The following is a 21,773-nucleotide window of genomic DNA, read 5'->3' as shown; positions in this document are numbered from 1 at the left end:
GTACAGGCTCCGCGGCCAGTACGCGGCATAAGCGCCACTGGAGACCGCCCCAGTGGCGCTGACGCCGTCCGGCCGATGCTGCCCGTCACCGGGGCCCTCTTGGTGATCCGGCTGTGCGATCGACTCCCGCCGACTAGCGGGAGTCCCCTCCTGCACGGCGCTCAGGGGGCGGTGGCTCGTAGTTCCGGCAGGGCGTCGGCGGCCCCGTTGATGATCTTTGCCAGCTTGGTGGCGGTGTCGGCATTGCAACCGCCCAGCTCCACGTGGGCGTTGCCGTTGACTGGGTAGCCCGCGCGCAGTGACGGGATCACGATGCCGACTCGGGCGAGTGCCTCTTGAAGGCTCGTTGCCGCCGTCTTCCCGGCCCGGAGCGCGTCCGCTTCCCGGGCGCTCCGCCAGGCGCGTTCCTCGGCGTTCATGGCCATTGGTCTACCTCCGCAGTCTCGTACAACGTCGCCAGGGGGATCTCCCACTCGATGCCGCTGCAGGAGTCAGCACGCCGCAGGAACGCGACCTGCTTGGTCTCCTGACCCGATTCGCGGTCGTAGTGGATGACCAGCGCCGCCACGTACCAGCACCTGCCGTCGCGCTCCCGGAAGACCGTGCCCTTCAGGGCCTGGGGCAGGTCGTCGGCGTCGCGGTACTCCAGTTGCGGCATGGGCTCCCCTGGGCCAAATCTAGTGACTAGATGTACGTTACGTGATGATCGGCGGGGCTGGCCCGCCTCCTATCTGCTCTTTTGGACCGCTCATGCTGCTGTGCTTAGCCGTCATCACCCTTGGCATCGCCCTGCGCCAGGTCGACCGCGCCTGGTTCGCCCGGGGCCGCCCTCGCTCCGCCGCGGCACCGGAGCTGATATCCCTTCAGCGCCGCCGGGCCAACAACGTCACCCCGGTGCTACTGCTCGCCGGTCAGTGGGTGCAGATCACGGGCTGGTGGCTGCTCGCGCGCCAGGGCCCGCTGCCGGCTGCGACCGCCGCCGTGGGCGTGGCCGTGGCATTTCGGCATCTGCAGGAGATCAGCCACTTCGCCGTTCACGGTGTGCTCGCCCGTAGTGCCGGCGCGAACCGGTTGCTGGGTGAGGTCTTCGCGCACGTGCCGCTCGGCTTCGTGCCCGTCGAGACCCGGCGTCGGCGGCACGTGCGTGACCATCACCCCCACGCGACTCTGTCCGTCGACCCGAACCTGTCCGAACTCCGCGCGGCAGGGCTCCGTCCGGGCGTCGCCCCCGCGCGATTCGCCGCCGCGCTCCTGTTCCCCCTGACACCGCGGGGGCTGCGCTCCACCCTGACTTCGATCGCGGGGAGCCTGCGGCACTCGCCGGGCCGGGCGGCCGGCGTGGGAGCGGTCCTGGTCGCGTCGTATCTGGTCGGCGAGGCGGGCGCGGTGGTGTGCGGGGTGCTGGTTCCGCGGCTGCTGCTGTACCCGCAACTCGCCTGGCTGTCCTTGGTGGTGGAGCACACCTGGTTCGACCCTGAGCACCGCAGCGGCTCCCCGGCCGAGGTGGAGGCGGGGCGGTGCCTTCGTCTGTACCCGCGCAACCGGCTTCTGGCCACACTCGCCTCGGTCCTGTGGCTCCCGTACGGGGATCTGCATCACTACGCCCACTCCGCGCACCCGAGCGTGCGGTGGGGCTATCTGCCCGCTCTGGAGCGGTTCTTGGGCGACCCGCATTTCACGCCCGCCGGACTGGTCCTCGGTGAGGATTCGGTCGCCGGCCGGCACCTGCGGGCCCTGGGGAGCACGCCCGCTTCCCCAGCGGGAGCAGAGGCGCGTCCGGCCGTGTAGAGCGGCAGCGCATGGGAGAGGGCCCGAACCCAGCAAGGTTCGGGCCCTCTCCCCTGCGCCGTGGCTTCTTCGGGATCAGCGGGCTCTGGCGGGTGACCACCCGATCCGCGGGCCGGGGATTCGGATGGTCGGGTTGAGCGTGCCCTGGGCGACGATGGCGGCCGGGCCAATGAGTTCCATCGTGCCGTCCGGGTTCGCCGTGATGGTGAGCCGGCCGCCGGGCAGGTCGACGGCGAACCGGAGGGGGCCGGCGGGGCGAAGGCCGGTGCGGGCGAGGGCACCGGCGACGGCGGCGCAGGCACCGGTTCCGCAAGCGCGGGTCTCGCCGACGCCGCGCTCGTGGACGCGGACGGCCAGGTGCTGCGGGCCGCGGACGGCCACGAACTCCACGGTGACACCGGCCGGGTAGGCGTCGGCTGGGGTGACGGTGGGCGGGGTGCGCAGGTCGCCGGCGTCGTCGAGGTCGTCGACGAAGGCGACGGCGTGGGGGTTGCCCATGTCGACGTGGGTGGCGGGCCAGGAGCGGTCGGCGACGGTCACGCGGATGCCGGCGGGGCCAGGGAGGGCAGGGCGGCCCATCAGGACGGTGACGGGGCCGGTGAACTCGGGGCTGCGGGAAGGGACGTGGACGTGGCGGATGCCCGCGCGGGTGGCGATGGCGAGGGTGCCGGGGTCCTGGTGGCCGGCGTCCACCAGGTAGCGGGCAAGGACGCGTATGCCGTTGCCGCACATCTGGGCGGGGGAGCCGTCGGGATTGCGGTAGTCCATGAACCACGTGGCCCGCTCCGCCATCGTGGCGGCCTCGGGATCAGTGGCGGTGTGGACGGCGCGCAGCAGCCCGTCGGCGCCGATACCGACGCGCCGGTCACACAGTTGCCGGACGTCCTCGGGGAGCAGACGCAGGCGTCCGTGGGGGTCCGGCAGCAGGAGAAAGTCGTTTTGGGCTCCATGGCCTTTGAGGAAGGGCCAGGCGGCGACAGGGGCGGGGGTCATGGAGTGCCCTCTCGTAACTCGATGCGCAGCCAGGCGATTTGCCCGGCTGTCGTGGTGATCAGGCCGAACTCGGAGCCCAGGGAGAACACCGGGACCGCGTGCGTCCACCGACGCAGGAGGGCGTCGGTGACGTCGGTCTCGATGCGCACGGAGGCGCCCTCGTCAATGACTCGGGGCGGGATCCCCGCCAGCGCCGTGAGCCGTGCGCGTACCGAGTGGATGACGGCGATCTGCGGGTCGTAGGCCACTGCTCCCCGATCGGCCCAAAGAGATGTCACACAAGGTAGAGCTAGTCACTAGTTTTCGAGCTAGTGACTAGCTTTGTCAATCGGTACTGATCAACACCCAGGGCAAGGAGAGGCATGGCTGACGGCGCGTCACGCACCCCTCCACACCCCTATGAACGGGTCGCCGCCATCCTTAGGGACCGCATCGTCGACGGCACCTGGCCCGCCGGCCACCGGCTGCCCTCCCGCCCGGAACTGGGCGCCGAACTCGATGCCGGCGAGAACGTCATCCGCCGCGCCCAGGAACTCCTGATCACCGAAGGACTGCTGGAGGGCCGCCCCGGCGCCGGGACGTACGTCCGCCAGACGTACACACGACGGACCATGCTGCGCACCGCCCCCGCCGGGGTCGCCCCGGCCGGCTTCGACGGCATCTGGGAATCGGACTCCCTGGCCAAGACCCCGGCCCCAGCCGACATCGCCGCCCGCCTCGATATCGAGCCCGGTGACCTGTGCGTGCGCACGGCATACGAATTCCTCGCCGAGCGGCAGCCGGTGATGGTGACCACCAGCTGGGAGCCCATGGCCATCACCGACGGCACCACCGTCGTCCTACCCGAAGGCGGGCCCCTTGCCGGCCGAGGCGTCGTCGAGCGGATGGCCCACCTCGGCATCACCGTGACCCGCGTCACCGAGGTGCCCCGGCCGGTCCGCCTGGACGACGACCAAGCACATCTGCTGGGGATGCGCCCCGGGGCCCAGGCTCTGCACATCGAACGCACGCACTACGACACCGTCGGCCGGCCGGTGGAGACCGCGGACATCGTCGTGCCCCACGAGCGGTGGGAGGTCACCTACGACATCCCGCTCCCCGCACCCGACGGCACATCGCATGACGGCCCCGAGCGGGCCTAAGGAGGGGGAACAACATCGTGGCTACAGCACCCCAAAGGCCGGCGTTACGGAGCATCGACGCCCTCGCCTCCCCAGCCCTGGCCAACCTCATCGGTCTCGCGGGCATCATCACACCGGTCGTTGCCTGGGCCACCAAAGCGCCGGACATCAAGAACGTCCTCCTGGCCGCCGAGACCGCGATCGTCCTCGTGCTGGTCGGCAGCCACATATGGCTGCGCAGGCGCTTCCTGACGTTGCGTCGGGCCCATAACCTCAAAGGCATGGATGACGCGCAGTTCTACGCAATGGTCCGCGCAAAGGTCGAACGTGACATCGTCCAGGACTACGAGCAGATCGCCAGCGGCCACATGCGTGTGTACTCAACTGAAGTACCGCGCCTGTCCGTCATGCTCGTCAAAACCCTCATCGAGGCACAGTCCCAGCCCCAGCGGATCCTCGCCGCCGACCTGACCACCGACCCCTCCCTGCTCACCCAACGCCGCGAGTACCTCGCCGCCAACCGGCAGATGATCGAATCCGGCGGCCAGATCAACCGGCTCTTCATCGCCTACCAGGCCGACCTCACCCGCGAGGACTACGCCCGCAACCTGCTGGCCCTCATCAACCAGCACCGCCAGCTCGGCGTCACCTGCGGCCTGGCCGTCCGCGACCGACTCCGCCCCGAGCAGGCCGTCGACTACATCGTCGTCGCGGCTGGCGCCGCCCTCGTCGAAGAAGAACAAGGCGACGCCGACTACACCCGCGGCCGCTCCACCGTGCATTTTCAGGGCGTCGACCGCTGGCGAGAGCGGTTCGAGGAGGTCTGGAGCGCACACTCCGCGACCACGACTCTCCAAACCTACGAGACCCTCACCCGCCCCATGATCGATGGCGGCGCGTGGGACGCCGACCGCGTCACGCAAGCCCTTGACGCGACGTAGCAGCAGCACACAACAGGGGGCCTCGGCGGGCAACTCGCCGAGGCCCCCTGCGTCGCTTGGGCATGCCGAGTTGTCAGTGGCGGCTGGAGGTTCGACCCGCGAGGCGGTGTGGTGCTGGCTACCGCTTGCGCCGCCATCGTGTGAACAGTCCGCGGATCCCTGTTCGCGTCACAGGGGTGGGTTGCTCTGGCTGGGGTGCCGAAGCCGGCGGGGATGTGGGTTCGACAGGAGCACCGGCGGCAGGGGGGTGGGCTGGCCGAGGGGGGAGTGGGGCGTCGGATGTCGCCGATGGAGGGCGGTTGACTGGGAGTTGGCTTCGGCCTTCTGCGGGCGGTGAAATCGGTTTGGGTACTGGCGGCGTGGGCTCGGCTGGCGTGAGGGGGTGGGCCGGCGCTGGCTGCTTTAGCTCGTTGGGGAGGTTGCTGGCCGGCTTCGTATACGCCTGCCACGTCAGCCGGGCCAGGTCGTCCGAGGAAGCGTCCTGGGATGACGGAGCGGCAGGCTCCTTTGGTGGTTGGCCCAAGGGCTTGTTTCCTTGACGGGGCGTGGGGGCGCGTCGTGGGGCCGGGGTCCGCCGCATTGTCTGGGAGCCCTTCACGGCTCGGGGTGGCTTCCCGCGGCCGCCGGTGTGGCTGCTGTTCGCGCGGCGTGCCGCTGGGCGTTGTGTGTCTTGCGGGCGGTGTTCTTGCGGTGGCAGGGGTGGGGGACACATCGGGGAGCCGGCGTGTCCGGTGTCTTGGTCCCATGTCCAGTAGGCCAGGTTCCAATGCTGGGTGACCCACAACTGTACTTCGTCGATGGTGCGGTGAGGTGGGGCGAAGAGCTTCCAGCCCGCTCCGACGGCCAGGACCTGCATGCCCACCTCCAGGCCGTCCAGGAGGGAGGGGTAGGCGCTGCGTAGGACCACCTCGATCATCCGGCCACCTGAGGCTGGCGGGATGTTGGTGGCCAGGACGGCGAACGACTTGTTGCCGGAGGTGCCGGTGCGCAGCACCGTGCCGTGCACGGCCACCGGGTGCTTGAGTCTCTTGCTCTGGGTGGCAGCCACCCGCTTGTGCAGTTGGGCGTAGGAGAGGTCGTCGGGGCCGTAGCAGAACCTCGTCCACGGAATCGGTGAACGTTGGTATGTGACGGTGAACAACTCGGCGATCTCAGAATCGAAATCGCATCGCTGCAGGAACTGAGCCACTTTCACCGCGCTGTTGAGCGCCGGCGGTAGCCATGGCCGCACCGTCGTGATGCGCAGCGCTGCCCGGCTCTCCTCGTCCTCCGCCTCGACTCCCGATGCCTCGGGCGTCGAGACGGAGGTGTCTTGCGCGGGGATGGTGAGCCGGAGGGTGCCATCAGCCCCGGCCGTCGCCAGACCGTGCGAGCCACGGGCGATCTCTTCAATGATGGTGGTGGGATTGAGCGGGCAGTTGGCGTCATGCCCCTCGTGCAGCCGGAAGTGCGCCGCGACGGGAGTGCCACGCCGCAGGTGCGTCGCCACGATGGACACCGGGCGGGTGCAGCCGGCGCATCTGAGCGGTTCGACGAACGGCCAGGGATTTTGCTGAAGCATCCTTCGGTACACCGGATTGCCGTGGTGATCGACGACCTTGGCGACCCGCGCGCTCTTACTCGTCATGTCCTGCGCCCCTCCGTCCGGCGTCCCCAAGCCGACCATGCATGGTGGCCGCGCTCGTACCAGGCGTGCCGCCTCGACCATGCTGCCGACTACTTGCCATGGTGCCCGACCGGACTTCTTCACGTAGGTCAGAAGCCGCAGAGGCCGAGAGGATACGCCCGCATCTATCCACAAGTGATCTGGTTTAGAAGGGAGGTGTCCGCTTCCGGGTGTGAGGTGCCCGGAAGCACACCGAAAGGGCACGACCAGTGGCACAGACGAAGTTCGACAAGCAGGTCGAGGAGACCGCCGAATCCCTCATGCTCGGCATCGGCCGGATCCTGGCCGGCCGAGACCTGGACGGCATCAAGCGCACCGACGCCACCTTTTGGCGCGCCGGCACCCGTGTCCTGCCGACGGTGGAAGGCCGCGTACGGCGCCGCTCCTACAAGCCGGGGTGGAGGCGCCTGACCTTCCGCCTCGCGTTGGGGGCTGGCGTCGGGGAGACCGGCTACCTGGCCACACAGGACCTGGACGCCACCGTGCGAGGCGTCCAGGAGCTGTGGAACAACCGGGACGCCACGCTCGCCGCGTTGGAGCCGGGCGGGATCGGCGCGACCTTTGTGCTGACCGTGGGCACCGCGGCGTACATGGTGCTGACCCGCGAGCGCCGGGAGTTGATGCGCGAATGGGTCGCTCCGCTGCACGATGCGCTCTACCGGCCGCTCGGGTTGGCGGAGCAGACCGACCCGCGCCGCTACCTCCACATCCCGCGCAATTTCTCCGACGACGACGCGGAGATACGGATCGACCTGCCCAGCCACCTGGACTTCTCCCGCGACGTCGTCGCGGACCGCATCACGCAGAAACTCGCCCTGGAGGGCGTGACGTTCGACTGGCATCCGGAGGGCCGCAAGCCGTACGTGCGGGTGAAGAAGACCCGCAAGCCCCCGGCCAAGGCCCTCTTCAAGGACCCCAAGGTCCGCGAGCTGGTGGCCAAGGCCCCGGAGTCCGCACCCATCATCGGGATCGGCACCGGCGGCCGGATCGTCTCCGTCGACCTGGACGCCGACTCCCCGCACATCCTGGTCAACGCCTCCACCGGCGGCGGCAAGTCCGCCACCTTGCGCTGCATCGCCTGCCAGATGCTCCACCACGGCTCGCGCGTGGTCGTCCTCGACACCAAGCGGATCTCCCACCCGTGGGCCCACGGCACCGACGGCGTCACGTACTGCCGCGACATCGCCGACATCCACGACCAGCTCATCGAGCTCGGGCAGCTGGGCCGACTGCGCACCCGGATCGCCGACGAACTCGGCATCGACGCCGATCCGAAAGCCATCGGCCCACGGGTGTTGATCCTCCTCGAAGAGATCAACGCCACCATGAAGCAGCTGGCCCGCTACTGGGAGAAGATCCGCGAGTCCGGCGACCCGAAGGTTTCCCCGGCCGTCGACGCGCTCAACGAAATCCTCTACATGGGCCGCCAGTTGCGCATGCACGTGCTCCTGGTCGCCCAGTCCGCCACCGCCCGAGCCCTGGGAGGCCCGGAGGTCCGCGAGCAGTTCGCCACCCGCATCCTCGCCCGCTACAGCGTGAACGCCTGGCGCATGCTCGCCCCCGAGGTCCACCCGGCGCCGAAGTCCACCAAGCACCACGGCCGCGCCCAGGTCGTCATCGGCGGCTCTGCCCGCGAGACCCAGGTGCTGTTCTTCACCGAGGCCGAAGCCCACCAGTGGGCCAGCACCGGCAAGATGGCCACCGACCCCAAGCCCGCGGACCTCCCGACGCAGCCCGGCCCGGTGCAACTGCACAAGCCACCCGCCCCCGACATATCGTCCGTCGACGTGCTCGACGACGCCGGGAGCCTCATGCCCCCGGCCGACGTCATCCCGGCGACGTTGCCGGCGACCCCGGTGGACGGCGACCAGGTGGTGGGGCTGCGCGAGGCCGCCGAACACCACCTGCCGTACACCCTCGCCGCGCTGCGCTATGCCCGCGCCAACGACCCCACGTTCCCAGGCTCGGTCGACAAGCGCGGCGCCGAACTCCTCTACCGCGTAGGCGACCTCAAGAAGTGGGCCCGCAACCGGCCTCGCGCCGCGTCCGGCACCACCGACCTCGACTGACAGCCCGATCCGCCCGGCGGCCACGAAACAGCCATGCTCGGTTCGGCCGATGCCGCCGACGGGCTCGCGGCCACGAGGGCCGGGGAGTTGCGCCACCCCGCCGCGGACACACCCTGGGCGCCGGGAAACAGCCGCGCACCTGGGGTCTGGCAGCAACCGAGCTTGACGCTTTCGGTCATGCTGCGGGCCCTGGGGACAGCGACGACAGCCCAGGGCCCGCAACAATGGATACCGCCCGGGTCAACGAGGCTGCGCCTGTGCCGTCACGCGGCCGTCGGCGCCGGCACCTGGCGACTTTCCGCGCCAACTCCGCAACGTGCGGCGGAAGATAGCCGCCCAGCGAATCGATGATGACGTCACCGTGCCGACAGCGTGACGAGTCGCTTTGTCACACCAACGTCCTGAGACACCACAGTTAAAGGGACCATGCGGCTCATCATGGGAGGCGAATATCCCGCCGTGGACAGACAGACTAGGCTCCCTTTCTGCCCGTGCCGGTATGGGGTGCGCGGGACGGCCCCGGCCCCCGTGACGGGACGCAATCCGGCCGGGGCCACACACTGCGCCTGGAGGAGAACCGGCGGCTGCTCGCCGCGCAGGGCTGTGCCGGAGAACGTCAACGGCCGCGTGGCAAAGCCACTTAGCTGCCGTTATGCCGTGCGTTGATGGTGGCTCAACTCGTACAGCGTCATGTCTGTCCGCTCACCGGTGTTGATGTTGATCGTGGGCCTGGTACGCGTTCCCTCATGTCGGAACCCGGTGCGCTCAAGAAGTGCGGCTGAGCGGGTATTACGGATGTCGCACTCAGCGTAGACGCGGCGCATGCCTTGCGCGAAGAGGTGGTCGAGGATGGAGAGCACCATTTCGGTGCCGTATCCCTGCCGTTGGAATGCAGGGGCGAGGGTGAAGCCGATCTCGGCCTGCAGCAGGTCGTCATCGAGGCGAACACCAAGGTCGCCAGCCAGATGTCCGGTGCCTTTGTGCTCGACGGCGTACTGGAACCACCCCGCCTCCGCAGGCTCCTGCTTGGCATAGAGCAGCACCTGGTGCTCCGCATCCTCATGTGTCAAGGGGGAGCGCCATGCCTGATAGCGGGCGATGGCAGGGGTGTTGCGGTAGGTACGCATGGCCGGCGCGTCAGCGAGGGTGAAGCGGCGCAGTATCAGCCGCGGCGTCTCGATCATGCGAGCACCCTGGCACGCCACTGGACAGGGGGATAGGGCCGGCTGGGCAGGCGCATTGAGTCAGCGGCGGTGGTGCCATCGGTCGGGCGAGGCCCCGTGCACGCAGCAGAGGCCCGGTCTCGTGCTCCAGGTGGCCCGTGCGCTGGCCCTCTTGGAGGTGTGGCGGTTCGCCGTGATTCGACGCGTCGCCGACGCTACCAGCGAGGTCGCCCTCCCCGCGCGACCTGATGCACCGCAATGGCGTTCGAGAGGTACCTCCTCGTACGCCCCGCCGTCGCGCGCTCCTTGCCGGCCCGGTCGGTGCCCTGCCGCCGTCGACCGGGCCGACTGATCCCCACGGCGCCCCCAACTGCGGCACGACGAGCGCCGGCACACGTCAGCGACCTCAAGAAGTGGGCCCGCAACCGACCTCGTGCCGCGTCCGGGACCATCGACCTCGACTGACGGCCCGGTCCGCCCGACGGTCGCGAAACGGCCCGCCCGCCAGGGCAGCCGGGGCCACACACCACGCCAACGACTCACGTACAAGGAGGCCGCCGACGACAAGGAGGATGAGCGAGCCGCGGTCTGTTCGGGCGTCGCCGGTAGCTGCGGGCAAGCCCAAGGGAAGCCTGGGCAAGCCACCTTCGGATGGCAGGCTTGCCCACCCTGGCCGGGATGGGCTGAGGTGGGTAAGCCGGGCCGGGGACCACGGCGCGGGACCGGAGGAGGGACGCGGTGAGCGGTTTCGAGGCGGGTCAGACGGTTGTACGGCGTGATGTCCACCGCTCCGGGCGAGTCTGGAGCGAGCAGGCGCTGCGGGTTGTCGCCGATACCGGTGAGGCGTTGGTGACGGCCTGCGCTCCCGGAGCGCAGGTCCGGTGGCCGGCCCTGTACGCGCGGGCCCGCGCGGAGGGGGACCGGTCGGTGCGCGTGGAGGCGTTCGAGGCGATGGCGAGTGGCCGGTGGGAGCTCGCGGGCGCGGTGTGGCAGGAGACCGACCTGCTGCTATGGAAGCCGCCCACGGCCTGGTTCAGCGTCAACGCCTTCTACGTGCCCGACGGGGCCGGGCGTCGGTTGCGGAACTGGTACGTCAACTTCGAGCGCCCCGCCCGCCGCACCGACGCCGGCTTCGACACCTTCGACCTCACTGTGGACCTTGTGGTCACACCCGACCTCACCCGCTGGGAGTGGAAGGACGAGGACGAGTACGCCCATGTGCGACGCCTCGGCATTGTCTCCGACGCCGAGCACCGGGCCGTCGACGCCGCCCGCGGCGAGGTCCTGGCGATGCTCACCGAACTCTCCGGTGTCTTCGCGCAGGCGGAACGCTGGGCGGCCTGGCGGTGGGACCCGGCCTGGCCCACACCGCGTCTTGCCCAGGCTGCGGAGGGGGTTGCACCGGAGAGCGGCTGAACCGTTGCTTGGACGGTTGCTTTCGGCGGGGGACCGAAGGTGTGACCGGAGGTGTGAACCCTCCGAATCAGTGGCCGCCCGTTTGCCCAGGTCAGGACCTGTGGGCAAGCCATCTTCGGAGAACGACACCTCTTCCCACGCGGTAGCCGTGGGGGAGAGGTCCTCTGACTGCCCGGGGCCGGCGGCCACGACGCGACGCTAACGACGTCCGCGCTCTACGTTCCGCCCGCTCGGTCCGCGACCGCGTCTCCATCCGGGAGACCACGCGAGTCCGGGCGGAAGGGATCGTCACCATGACCTTCATCGAGCCCGGCCTGCGCGTCCGGAACGGCTTCGCCGAAGGACCGCTCGCAGACGCCGCATTGTCTCGTGCGGCCCGCGCCGGGCAGCTTCTCGACGAACTGCAAAGGCAGGCGCCCACGATGACCGACGGTCAACTGCGCGACGGCGTGTACCGGGCGCTGCGTCGCTTCACCCAGGACTGGCCGTCCACATGCCAAGTCGACAGCATCACCGCTCTGATCCGCCGCGGAGTGCGCATCGAGTGGCCCGTCACCGACCGTCTGGCCTGTGCCTGACGCGCGCGTACGCGAGAGCCCTGGCCGGACGATCGGGCGAGACCGGCCAGGGGGTGAAGCAAGTTCAGCGTTGGTGTGTGAGGAAGTCGTGGGCTCGTTCGTCGAGTTCGGCAGCGCACTGTAGTCCGCGGGCTCGGTAGGAGCTGATGTCGGAGCGGAGGGAGCGGACGGCCTTGCGGGTGCGGGCGGAGCGGACACCGTCCATGGTGTCGATGGCCCGGTGCCAGGTGGCGCACGCCTGCTCGATGCTGCCCTGTTTGGCTTGCTGTTCGGCTTGGGCTACGAGGTCGAGCGCGATGATTCGTGCGTAGGTGGTGCCGGGCCGGCTTGCGGCGGCGGTTGCGTATTGGTGGGCCGCGTTGCGGCGGTCGCCCAGGGTTTCGAAGACCTTCGCGGTGCGGGAGTGCACGGTGCCCGGGGGTGGCCCCCAGACCAACGCCCAAAACGGCACGTCTGCTTCGTCGCCGGCGGCCAGGGCGGTGTGGGCGTGCTCGACGTCCGCGAGGGCTCGCTGGCGCTGGCCGACTTTGGCGAGTGCGTGGGCGTGGGTGATGGCGAAGAGCGCCTCGGTTTGCGAGTCCACCTGGCCCTTGGCGCGGTTCCAGCCGGTCTCGGCCAGTGCGAGGCAGTGCTCGGGGCGGTGCAGTTTCATGCCTTGCTGGGACATGGTGCGCATGACAAACCCGTCCTGGCCGGGGACTCCTGACTCCCGTGCCAAGGCGAGGGATTGCATGTAGTACCGCTGCGCGAGGCCCTGTTCGCCGCTGTCGTATGCCTTCCAGCCGGCCAGGTGAGCGCCGGCCGAAGCGACGGAGAACGCCTCGGCGCGCACCTCCTCGTTGGCGAAGCGGCCTCGGCACAGCTCCGCGACGTCAGTGATCAGGTACTGCACGAAGGCGGAGCGGCCGTGTTGCCCGCCGTGGCGCTCGTCCATGTCCATGAAGAGGCGGACCATGTCCCGCACCGCTGTGACGTCGGCGTGCCCGGACACGCCTCCGCTGCTGACGGTGCGGGTGCGGGCGGCGGCCTCTTGGACGGTCTGTAGGGGAAGGGCGGCGGCGGCCATGGAGTAGGCGGAGGCGGCGAGGAATCGGCGGCGGTTCACATCGGCCTCCCCGATGGTGGTCAGCGTCTCGATGGGATCGAGGTCAAGCATCAATCCGATGCTGTCATCTTTGCCACTGTCGGGGGAACTAAGCCCGAGGTCATGGAGGGTGATGCGGCGGCCGAGGCGACGGGAGAGTACCTCGGCCAGGTAGCTGGCGGTCGGCTTGTCTGGGACCGCCCCGCGCGTCCAGTGGTGGACGGCCGACTTGTTGGTCGCCAGTCGCTCACCGCTTTCCAACGCCACGGCTCTCACGGCACGGGCGATGCCGTCGTACGGCAGACCGGACTCCTCGATGAGGTCTTTGAGCTGCTGGTTTGCCGTGCGCTGGACCATGGCGTCCGTCCTCGTATACCCGATATACGGCTCCGCGTGCTCCACACGGTACCCGCCAACTCCCTTGCGCAGTTCACTAGTTGGCGAAGCCCGGTGACACACCGTCCACCCGGGTTCGACTGAGGAGAAGGGACGTTCGTCATGGAGAACACCACCGAGGTCTACGTGACGCCGACCGTGCTGGACGCCGGCGACGTCGTCGAGGTGACGCTGGGCACGAACAACTTCGACCACGCCGACGACACCGAGTACAAGAACGCGTAGCCCGTGAACTGCCGGGGCCGGGCAGGGAATTCGCACCTCGGCCGGCCCTGGCATCAGGAGGCGCCGGGCCGATTCCGCTTCGTCTGGGCACACGAGCGGGCGGACCGGCGCCTTCGCCCTGTCGCACATGACTCGCACGGACCAGGAGGGACACCGATGAGGTGGAGCGCGGGATGGTACGGCGGCACCAGGCACGATCGGCAGCCCGCCGGCGGCCGGGCGGTGCCCGGCCTGGAGAACACATGGACGGTCGGGTGGCCAACTGCCCGAGTCAGGTCCGCCGGCGAAGGCCCAGTGGTCCTCACGACGGTCGGTGAGTGCGGCGCCAGTGACCGGCAGCTTCGAGAAGCGCTGCCCGCAGTACGAGCGCGCGGGTGGCCCGCGCTGACCGGCTGGCCTGGCTCATATCTCGTCGTCGCCCGCAGTGGCGAGACCCTGGCGGTAGTCGGTGACCTGGCCGGGCAGCACCCGGTCTACTACCGCGAGGACGCGGCCGGCACCTGGTGGTCGACGACGGCCTCCGCGCTGGCGGCGCTGGACGGGGCGCCGGTCGACGTGACCGTCCTCGCCGCCCACCTGGCCTTCAGCCAGCCGGACGCGCTTGCCGAGCGCAGCCTGTTCCGGTCGGTGCGGCGGGTGCCGGGCGGCCATCTGCTGCTGCTCGGCCCCGACGGCGCCGCCGTCGAGCGGTACGAGCCGGTCACGTATCCCTCGGTCGCGTTGCGGGAGGCGGCCCCGACGGTGCGGGCCGCGCTCACCGAGGCCGTCGCTACCCGTATCGACGATCGCCCCGTGAGCGCGGACTTGGCGGGGCTGGACTCCACCACCCTGGCCTGCCTAGCCGCCCAGCACGCTCCCGTGACCGCGGTGACCTACGCCGACGAACGCCTCCGCGACGACGACCTCGCCTACGCCCGTCGCACCGCGGCCGCGGTGCCGAGCCTGACGCACCACGCGGTACCCGGCGCCGCCGACGCGGTGTACTACGCCGGGCTCAATGACCTGACGGAGTTGCCGGCCACGGACGCGCCCAACCCCTATGTGGTCACCGCTTCCATCAAACGGGCCGTGCTCGGCACCGTCGTTGAGAAGATGCCGGGGCCGGGGGTGCACTTCACCGGGGCGGCCGGGGACGCGGTCTTGTCCGCCCCGTCCTCCTATCTCGCGGATCTGCTGCGCGAACGGCAGCACCGCCGGGCATTGAGCCACGCGGTCATCCACGCCCGGCTGCGGCATACCTCCGCCTTCACCGTTCTGGCCCGTGTGAAGGACGCGGCTCGCACTGGCCTTGCCGGGTCCTGGCTGCGGACGGCGGCCGAACTCCGCCGCCCCGCACGGGACTGGATTCCCCAAGCCCAGCGGCCGATCTCCTGGACCCCGCTGCTGGCCTCGGCGGACTGGATGGCCCCCGACGTCCGCCGCCGCCTGGCCGCCGCCCTCGACCAGGCCGCCGAAGAACTCACCGACGCCCCCGTGCGGTTGGCGGACTGGAGCGACCGCCAGGACCTGGCGCGCCTCGGTACGAACACCGCCGGCTGGCGGGCGCTCGCCCTCGCCGAGCACGGCATCGAGCTGGCCGCCCCGTACCTGGACAACGAGGTGATCCGCGCCTGCCTCGCCGTCCCCGCCGACCGGCGCGGAGAACCCGCCCAGTACAAGCCGCTGTTGGACGCCGCCTTCACCGGTACCGGTGTGCTGCCTCCCTTCGTCCTGGCCCGCACGACGAAGGGCGGGTTCAACGCACTTGCCTACGCGGGCCTGCGCGACCACGCCCGAGTCCTCAAAGAGCTGCTGGGGCCGTCCTCCCGGCTGGCCGCTCTGGGATTGGTCACCGAGTACCCCATCACCTCGGCGCTCGAACGCGCCGCCGCCGGGCAGCCTACCGCCCAAGGCACCCTCCACCTGGTGGTCGCCGCCGAGGTCTGGCTACGGCAACTGGCCTTCGCACCCAAGCAATGGTGGGAGGAGGTCACCCCCCGTGTGGCTCTTGCGTGAACGCGCCCACCCCATCCTCACCGACGACGGCGGCGCCATCCTCAACGAGCACACCGGACGCTGGACCCAGCTCACCCCGACCGCAGCCGCCGCCGTCATGCTCCTACTCTCCTGCCCCACCGAAGAGCAGGCCGCCAACCGCTTCGCCCAGCGCTACGGCATCTCCACCAAGCAGGCCACCACCGACATCCGCACCATCGCCGAAACCCTCACCGCCCAGGGCCTCGCCACGCCCAGCGATGCGCCCTCGCGGCGGCAAGGTTGGAGGTGGTGGCGATGACCAGCATCGAGGCGTACTCCACCACCCGCAGCGGCACCTACCCCGAGCGATGCGCGGCCGCCGCGGGCCTCGCCCTGGCGCTCGTCCTGCTACACCTGCCCGTCCGCCGCCACCTCCGCTTCCGCTACACCCTCCGCGCCGCCCGCCTCGCACGCCGGGCCGGCCGACGCCCGCTCGACCCCACGCGAGCACAGGAGCTGGTCGACGCCGTACGGCACACCGCACGGTGGTGGCCCGGCCGCGCCGCCTGCATGGAGACCTCGCTGGGCGCCGTGCTCGCAGCCGCCCTGCTCGGCCGCCGCCTCAACTGGTGTCTCGGGGCCCGCTTCTGCCCGCCACCGGTCGAGTACCACGCCTGGGCCGAACTGCCAGGCACAGGTCCGGTAGGCGAGTACACCCTCGGCGGGTGGCATCACCGCACCGCCCTAAGCATCTGAACCCTGGCAGGGCGTGTCCCCACCCGGCCGGAGCAGTTGAAGTACATGCCCGACACATCGCCCGAAGGAGTGAAGCATGCCCCCTGTCGCCGAGGTCGCCGCAACCGTCCCCGAACGCCACTACACCCACCACGAAGGCCGCGGGCCCACCCCGCACCGCTCCAACCCGGCAGTCATCCACCGGGAGTTGACCTCACTGGAGGTCGCTGAGGGCATGCGCGTCATGGAGATCGGCACCGGCTCCGGCTACTCCGGCGCCCTCCTTGCCAACCTCGTGGGTGCCTCTGGAGCCGTCACCAGCGTTGACATCGACCCCTACCTGACCCGCTGGGCCAACGCCATTCACCAGGAACGTGGTGTGGAGAACGTCGACTGTTTCACCGGCGACGGCACCGCCGGGCACCCCGAACGCGCCTCCTACGATCGCCTGGTGGCCTGGTGCACCCCGACGCTGTTGCCGGACGCATGGATCGACCAACTCGCCAACGCCGGCGTCATCGTCACCCCGCTGCCGATCGCCGCGGTCCCCAATCTCACCGTCGTCGCCAAGATCCGCGTCGCAGACGGGCAGCCTCGCGTGGAGGCGATCTTCCACGGCGGGTATATCGAAGCAACCGCCTCGGTCCGCACGGACTTCACCATGCCCGGACGATGGGTCGACTGGGAGTACCGCGTTCCAGAGCAAACATGGATCTCGATCGCCTGGCGGGACACGGACGACTGGCGCGGCACTGGCGCCCGCATCGTTCTGGACCAGCTGCGTAACCCTGGATACGCCGCGCCGTACGCCGGGGAGAGGATCGACTGGCCAAGCTGGCGCACGTGGGTCGCGGCCACCTCCGACCAGAATCTGACCATGGCCGGGCTGACGCCGGACCTGTGCGCAATCGGCCACTCCACACAGAAGTCCGCTGCCGTTATCCAGCAGGACGGCATGATCCTCGCCGACAAGCCCGACTCGCAGTCGCTCACCATCCTGCGCGACTGGCTGGCCGGATGGGAGGCCGCCGGACGTCCCGCCCCCGAGACCTACCAGGCAACCTTGGCCCGTACGGACAACGGGGACACGGGGGGCTGGGACCTGCAGTTGTCCCAGTAGGCCCACTGCATCGGCCCCGGCACGGGAACCTCGACGCCTACTCTGTGGCAGATCGCCATCGACGCACTGCCCACAGGGTCCACAGCCGCCTGGACCGCGAGCGTATTAGGGTCCGCAGGCATTTCATGCAACGCCGTGGCGTAGGGGAGACTGGCCGAGCGCCCCGGCGTCGCAAGCCTGTCCGGCCGATGCTGCCCGCCGCCGGGGCCATCCCTCCCTTATATAGGAGCCGTTCCCCTTGCCGCCGAACGTCGTTGACCGGGTCATGGACCTGTTGCCCACCGTCGCGGCGCCGGGCGTTGCGGAGCAGGCCGAGGCTCTGGCCGATGCCGCGTGCGAACTGGCCGATGCCGCCAGTTCCTCAAGGAGTTGGAGCGTGGCCGCCGCCGACGACGCGGTCGAGGCGATGGAGACCACCGCGCTCGCCCTGCACACCGCGCATCCAGCCGCCGCTGCGGCGCTGGGCACCGTTGTCCAGGCCCTGGCCCGGCTCCGCCGCGACCTCGGCCTCCCCGTCGACGAAGGGGACCGCGACCAGGAGCAGGTCGTCACCCCTCCAACCCCCCTTCGCCGGCCGACGCGGCGCGGCCTCGGCCCCGGGTACCAGGGCCTGCGCATTCCGCCGCGCCGTACCGCCGCTGGACAGTAGACAAGTCGTGGGCAGCCACTGCCCCCGGCGCCGCCCGGCGGTGATCGAGTTCGGGTTTGGTGGTTCCACTGCCTTGAACGCGGTTGTTCTCAGGCGACGTTCGTTGAGCAGATCAACGTTGACCTTTCGTTATGGACGGTGAAGTGCCGGGCTGCAGGCGGTCCTGCGGCACATGGTCGTGATGCTGGCGGGCCGGGCGGGCGCCCGTCTGGCGAACTTGCTCGCGGTACGGGCCAGCCGGTCCACACTGCTGCGGCTGATACGCGGTGTGCCGGTTCCCGCCTAGTCCACGCCGCGGGTCCTTGAGACGGACGAGTTCGCGCTGCGAAAGGTTATCCGGCGCGGTGCTTCGACGGAGCACCCTCTGGTGGCGATTCACGGCACCGGTTCAGCCATGTGGACCACCGTTGTCAGTGCTGCCCTGTATGCCGTGATCGTCACTATTAATAGCGCTATGCGCTGGATCGCCTGGAGATGCGATTCATGCCTTTCATTGCCGTGCACCCCGACGCCGGACGGGTCGACGCCACGCAGCCCTATCTCGGGTGCTCGATCGACTGGGCCCAGATCTATGACAGCGGACAGCGCAAGATCCAGGTAGACGGTCATTCCGGGTCTTGGCTGGCGGACAGCTCATCTCCCTGGTGATTGGGCTATTCGAGGCAGTCCGAACATCCATTCCGAACAGATGAATCCCTCCGGGGGTTTGCTCGTGATTGCCCGATCACATATGAGCGACTCCTCCCGGAGGGATCGTGAAGAAGAATGCCAGGGAAGTGATGGAGATCTTCGAGGCGTTGGATGCCACCGAGTGCGTGTACTCGGCGGCTCAGCTGGCGGGGGTTGATCCCAAGACCGTGCGCCGGTACGCACGGATGAGGGACAGGGGGATGCCCGTCGACGGACCGATCGTCCGCCCGAAGCTGATCGACCCGTTCATGCCGAAGATCGAGGAGTGGGTCGAACGTTCGCAGGGCAAGGTCCGTGCCGACAAGCTCCACGAACGCCTGCAACTACTGGGTTTCACCGGTGATGAGCGCACGACCCGCCGGGCGGTGGCGAAGGCGAAGGAACGGTGGAAGGCCGGCCACCGCAGAACGTATCGCCCATGGATCGCTGAACCTGCGCTCTGGTGCCAATTCGACTGGGGTTGGGGACCGAAAGTGCCTGGCCCAGGCGGTGGCGAGCCCCGCCAAACGCTGTTGTTCTGCGCGTGGTTGGCGTGGTCCCGTTACCGGGTGGTGGTCCCGGCCTGGGACCGGTCGCTGGGCACGCTGATCTCGTGCATCGACTCCATGCTGCGGCAGTTCGGTGGGGTCCCGACCTATGCGCTGACCGACAACGAGAAGACCGTCACCATCGACCGCGTCGCCGGTGTCGCCGTCCGCCACCCTCAGGTGGTGGGCACGGGCCGCCACTACGGCGTGCAAGTGCACACATGCGTCCCCTTCGATCCGGAATCCAAGGGCGGTTCGGAGGCCACGGTCCGCATCGCGAAGGCCGACCTGGTGCCCACTGATGCCAATCTGCTGGGCGAGTACGACAGTTTCACCGAACTCCGCGGGGCCTGCGCGGTGTTCTGCCAGCAGGTCAACCAGCGCATCCACCGCGAGACCGGCAAGACGCCGGCGGCCATGCTCGACATCGAAAAGAAGCGGCTTCATCCGTTGCCCGAGGCCCCCCACACCCTCGCGTTGGGCGAGTCGAGGCAGGTCCTCAAGGACCAGACGGTCCGCTTCGGATCGGTCCGCTACTCGACCCCGCCGGGCCTGGTCGGTTCCGAAGCCTGGGTTCGTGCCGACGGCGACGAGTTGGTCATCGTCGTCGACCTGTCCCGCCTTGCCCACCGGCCCGAGTGGATGCACGGCCCCGCCGGCTTGGTGGAAGTCGCCCGGCACCAACTCTCCCTGCCCGGACGGCCGGTGATCGACCTGACCCACTACCCCAACCACCCCCAGGACATGGACGGTGGTCCCCGCCAGCCCAAACCCAAGCCCAGCACGGACGCGGAGAAAGCATTCCTCGACCTCGGCCCGGGGGCCAAGTCGTGGCTGATCGAAGCCGCCGCGGCCGGCACCAGCAGGATGCGGGTCAAGATGGCCGCCGCCGTCGAACTGGCCGCTCTGGTCGGTGTCGGCGAGGTCGACATCGCCCTCGGGCTCGCGGCGACCGCCGGACGGTTCGCCGAAGAGGACCTCATGTCCATCGTCCAACACCGCCGCCACGGTTCCCGCCCCGCCGACCTGGTCGTCGCCGATGAGGCCCACTCCGTCCAACCCGGCACCTCCGCCTGGGCCGACTTCGGCCGCGTCAAACCCGCCTGATCTTCCGTTCCCGGGCCGCTTTGCGGCCCGGGAACGGGGACCCTCCCAACCCGGCACCATGGAAAGGAAGTTGACATGACAGCCCCCGTGATGGATCCCGTCGAGGTCGTCACCCAGACGCCCCCGACACCGCTTCCCCCGCCGCCGACGGCCCCGCCGATCCCGCCCGAGCTGGAGTCCGTCCTTCGGCGCATGCGTTTTCCCTACCTCCGCAGGGCCGCCCCCGAAGTCCTCGCGACCGCGAGATCACAACGGTGGGACCCCGCTGAAGTGGTCCGCATCCTGCTGGAGGAAGAGATCAAGGGCCGCGACGCGGCCACCAGACGCAACCACCGCAAGCAGGCTCAACTCCCCTCGGGCAAGACCTTCGAGTCGTGGAAGGAGGACATCTCCTCCATCCCCGTCCCAACCCAGCACGCGTTGATGACGCTGGAGTGGATCGGCCGGGCGGAGAACTTGGCGGCCGCCGGCCCCAGCGGCACGGGCAAAAGCCACCTGGCCGAAGCACTCGCCAACAAGGCCATCGACGAAGGGATGAAAGTCGCCTGGTTCACCCTCGAATCCCTCACCGCCCACCTCGGCCGGGCCGTCGTCGACAACACCGTCTCCAAGGCCGTCGCGAAGATCACCCGATGTGATCTGATCGTCGTGGATGACATTGGCATGCTGCCCTGCGGCCAGGCCGCCGCCGAAGCCTTCTACCGCGTCATCGACGCCGCCTACGAACGCCGTTCGGTCATCGTGACCTCGAACCTTCATCCCTCAGGATTCGATTCGATCATGCCCAAGACACTGGCCACCGCCGCTGTCGATCGCCTCCTGCACCACGCTCACATCGTGCTGACCGAAGGCTCCTCACTCCGCCTCACCCAGGCCACCACCGGCCAGGGAGTCCAACCTCTCATCACCGCCAACTGACCGCCAACCGAGGGACGAAAAGTCATACCGCGACGGGAGATGAGCTGTCCGCCCAGCAAGACCCGAACTGACCGCTCACCCAGACGGGCCGATGTCCGTGGACAAGCGTTACGAGGCGTACGGGCGGGTGGCGCTGCACAACGGAAAGCCAGTGCCCGACTCACGACCTCTTTGCGGAGGCGTCGGCTGCCCCGGACACGACAGCGCGACGCCCTGGCCGGAAACCCGCGCGCGCTTCCGCGCCCAAGGGCCCTGCATCGACGCACAGTAGCCCGAGTGTCTTCTACGCCCTCGCCCATTCCAGTCCGAGGTCGGCGAGGGCAGCGAGCTGCTCGGAGGTGAGCTTGTCCCGCCTCGCCCCGGTGTTCGATAGCCATACGCCCAGCTTCACGGTCACCGGCTCCGCCTCGCCGTCGACTGTGATCTGTTCGCTGTGGCCCCTTGGCACCGGCCGGTGGGTGCCTTCCCGTTCCACCCACTGCGCGAGGGCCGCAAGCCCGCGTTGGAACGCCTGCTGTGCTTTGCTCGGTTTCGTCGCACTGGCTGCCTTCGCCGGGGTGGGAGAAGGAGCGGGGGAGGGTGCCTGGATACCTAGTGCGGTCAGCCGTTCTTGTTGCTCAGGAAGGAGTTG

Annotated in this window: 23 protein-coding genes; 14 read left to right on the top strand and 9 right to left on the bottom strand. The window is 69.4% G+C overall.

The genetic code is table 11. The features are described from left to right. Positions 1-161: 161 nt before the first annotated feature. Complete coding sequence (locus PV796_RS40165) at positions 162-419, bottom strand: hypothetical protein (RefSeq protein ID WP_274919434.1); 258 nt, start codon at positions 417-419, stop codon at positions 162-164. Further along, positions 416-658: a hypothetical protein gene (locus PV796_RS40160; protein ID WP_274919433.1), complete on the bottom strand. Its 243-nt coding sequence runs from the start codon at positions 656-658 to the stop codon at positions 416-418. The genes PV796_RS40165 and PV796_RS40160 overlap by 4 nt, the downstream gene beginning before the upstream one ends. Positions 659-750: 92 nt before the next feature. On the opposite strand from PV796_RS40160, the gene PV796_RS40155 reads away from it, so the two are divergent. Next, positions 751-1,788 (top strand): fatty acid desaturase, encoded by a 1,038-nt coding sequence (locus PV796_RS40155; RefSeq protein WP_274919432.1) that lies wholly within the window; start codon positions 751-753, stop codon positions 1,786-1,788. 75 nt (positions 1,789-1,863) lie between these two features. On the opposite strand, the gene dapF is transcribed toward PV796_RS40155, so the two are convergent. After that, positions 1,864-2,781 (bottom strand): diaminopimelate epimerase, encoded by a 918-nt coding sequence (gene dapF / locus PV796_RS40150; RefSeq protein ID WP_274919431.1) that lies wholly within the window; start codon positions 2,779-2,781, stop codon positions 1,864-1,866. Further along, positions 2,778-3,029, bottom strand: coding sequence for a hypothetical protein (locus PV796_RS40145; RefSeq protein ID WP_274919430.1), 252 nt, complete (start codon positions 3,027-3,029; stop codon positions 2,778-2,780). The genes dapF and PV796_RS40145 overlap by 4 nt, the downstream gene beginning before the upstream one ends. 114 nt (positions 3,030-3,143) lie before the next feature. On the opposite strand from PV796_RS40145, the gene PV796_RS40140 reads away from it, so the two are divergent. Together PV796_RS40140 and PV796_RS40135 are read left to right on the top strand one after the other, a co-directional pair. Further along, positions 3,144-3,923 carry a GntR family transcriptional regulator gene (locus PV796_RS40140; protein WP_274919429.1) on the top strand — a complete coding sequence of 260 codons (780 nt, stop codon included), beginning with the start codon at positions 3,144-3,146 and terminating at the stop codon, positions 3,921-3,923. Positions 3,924-3,940: 17 nt separating this feature from the next. After that, complete coding sequence (locus tag PV796_RS40135) at positions 3,941-4,843, top strand: hypothetical protein (RefSeq protein WP_274919428.1); 903 nt, start codon at positions 3,941-3,943, stop codon at positions 4,841-4,843. A 118-nt stretch (positions 4,844-4,961) separates the two neighbouring features. On the opposite strand, the gene PV796_RS40130 is transcribed toward PV796_RS40135, so the two are convergent. Continuing rightward, a complete protein-coding gene (locus PV796_RS40130) occupies positions 4,962-6,470 on the bottom strand; it encodes a hypothetical protein (RefSeq protein WP_274919427.1) in 1,509 nt (502 codons plus the stop codon). Between the two features lie 248 nt (positions 6,471-6,718). On the opposite strand from PV796_RS40130, the gene PV796_RS40125 reads away from it, so the two are divergent. Further along, positions 6,719-8,578, top strand: coding sequence for a helicase HerA domain-containing protein (locus tag PV796_RS40125; protein ID WP_274919426.1), 1,860 nt, complete (start codon positions 6,719-6,721; stop codon positions 8,576-8,578). Positions 8,579-9,228: 650 nt separating this feature from the next. On the opposite strand, the gene PV796_RS40120 is transcribed toward PV796_RS40125, so the two are convergent. Further along, entirely contained in the window at positions 9,229-9,762 is a 534-nt protein-coding gene (locus PV796_RS40120; protein WP_274919425.1) for a GNAT family N-acetyltransferase, read from the bottom strand. Between the two features lie 717 nt (positions 9,763-10,479). On the opposite strand from PV796_RS40120, the gene PV796_RS40115 reads away from it, so the two are divergent. Beyond that, positions 10,480-11,157 (top strand): DUF402 domain-containing protein, encoded by a 678-nt coding sequence (locus PV796_RS40115; protein ID WP_274919424.1) that lies wholly within the window; start codon positions 10,480-10,482, stop codon positions 11,155-11,157. A 293-nt stretch (positions 11,158-11,450) separates the two neighbouring features. Beyond that, on the top strand, positions 11,451-11,735 hold the full coding sequence (locus PV796_RS40110) for a hypothetical protein (protein WP_274919423.1): 285 nt from the start codon (positions 11,451-11,453) through the stop codon (positions 11,733-11,735). Positions 11,736-11,799: 64 nt separating this feature from the next. On the opposite strand, the gene PV796_RS40105 is transcribed toward PV796_RS40110, so the two are convergent. Next, on the bottom strand, positions 11,800-13,176 hold the full coding sequence (locus PV796_RS40105) for a hypothetical protein (RefSeq protein ID WP_274919422.1): 1,377 nt from the start codon (positions 13,174-13,176) through the stop codon (positions 11,800-11,802). Positions 13,177-13,317: 141 nt separating this feature from the next. On the opposite strand from PV796_RS40105, the gene PV796_RS40100 reads away from it, so the two are divergent. From PV796_RS40100 to PV796_RS40075, 6 genes are all read left to right on the top strand, one after another. Continuing rightward, positions 13,318-13,440, top strand: a complete 123-nt coding sequence (locus tag PV796_RS40100) for a lasso RiPP family leader peptide-containing protein (RefSeq protein ID WP_274919421.1) — start codon at positions 13,318-13,320, stop codon at positions 13,438-13,440. A 156-nt stretch (positions 13,441-13,596) separates the two neighbouring features. Then, on the top strand, positions 13,597-15,435 hold the full coding sequence (locus PV796_RS40095; protein WP_274919420.1) for an albusnodin/ikarugamycin family macrolactam cyclase: 1,839 nt from the start codon (positions 13,597-13,599) through the stop codon (positions 15,433-15,435). After that, positions 15,419-15,715 carry a PqqD family protein gene (locus tag PV796_RS40090; RefSeq protein WP_274919419.1) on the top strand — a complete coding sequence of 99 codons (297 nt, stop codon included), beginning with the start codon at positions 15,419-15,421 and terminating at the stop codon, positions 15,713-15,715. Before PV796_RS40095 ends, PV796_RS40090 begins: the two co-directional genes overlap by 17 nt. Continuing rightward, positions 15,712-16,152: a lasso peptide biosynthesis B2 protein gene (locus tag PV796_RS40085; RefSeq protein ID WP_274919418.1), complete on the top strand. Its 441-nt coding sequence runs from the start codon at positions 15,712-15,714 to the stop codon at positions 16,150-16,152. Before PV796_RS40090 ends, PV796_RS40085 begins: the two co-directional genes overlap by 4 nt. A 76-nt stretch (positions 16,153-16,228) precedes the next feature. Beyond that, positions 16,229-17,251 carry a protein-L-isoaspartate O-methyltransferase family protein gene (locus tag PV796_RS40080; protein WP_274919417.1) on the top strand — a complete coding sequence of 341 codons (1,023 nt, stop codon included), beginning with the start codon at positions 16,229-16,231 and terminating at the stop codon, positions 17,249-17,251. A 238-nt stretch (positions 17,252-17,489) separates the two neighbouring features. Beyond that, the gene (locus PV796_RS40075) at positions 17,490-17,900 is read left to right on the top strand and encodes a hypothetical protein (RefSeq protein ID WP_274919416.1); all 411 of its coding nucleotides are present in this window, start codon (positions 17,490-17,492) and stop codon (positions 17,898-17,900) included. 375 nt (positions 17,901-18,275) lie between these two features. On the opposite strand, the gene PV796_RS40070 is transcribed toward PV796_RS40075, so the two are convergent. Further along, complete coding sequence (locus PV796_RS40070) at positions 18,276-18,509, bottom strand: hypothetical protein (protein WP_274919415.1); 234 nt, start codon at positions 18,507-18,509, stop codon at positions 18,276-18,278. Between the two features lie 146 nt (positions 18,510-18,655). On the opposite strand from PV796_RS40070, the gene istA reads away from it, so the two are divergent. Together istA and istB are read left to right on the top strand one after the other, a co-directional pair. Beyond that, on the top strand, positions 18,656-20,224 hold the full coding sequence (gene istA / locus PV796_RS40065) for an IS21 family transposase (RefSeq protein ID WP_274911131.1): 1,569 nt from the start codon (positions 18,656-18,658) through the stop codon (positions 20,222-20,224). A gap of 90 nt (positions 20,225-20,314) precedes the next feature. Next, the gene (istB, locus tag PV796_RS40060; RefSeq protein WP_274919656.1) at positions 20,315-21,142 is read left to right on the top strand and encodes an IS21-like element helper ATPase IstB; all 828 of its coding nucleotides are present in this window, start codon (positions 20,315-20,317) and stop codon (positions 21,140-21,142) included. A gap of 283 nt (positions 21,143-21,425) precedes the next feature. Here istB and PV796_RS40055 read toward each other — a convergent pair. Beyond that, on the bottom strand, positions 21,426-21,773 hold a 348-nt coding region (locus tag PV796_RS40055), incomplete at its 5' end, for a Helicase associated domain protein (RefSeq protein WP_274919414.1).

It is taken from the genome of Streptomyces sp. WZ-12, assembly GCF_028898845.1.
Taxonomy (GTDB): Bacteria; Actinomycetota; Actinomycetes; order Streptomycetales; family Streptomycetaceae; genus Streptomyces.
The sequence above is the reverse complement of the archived record's forward strand: the minus strand, read 5'-3'. Positions and strand labels throughout refer to the sequence as shown.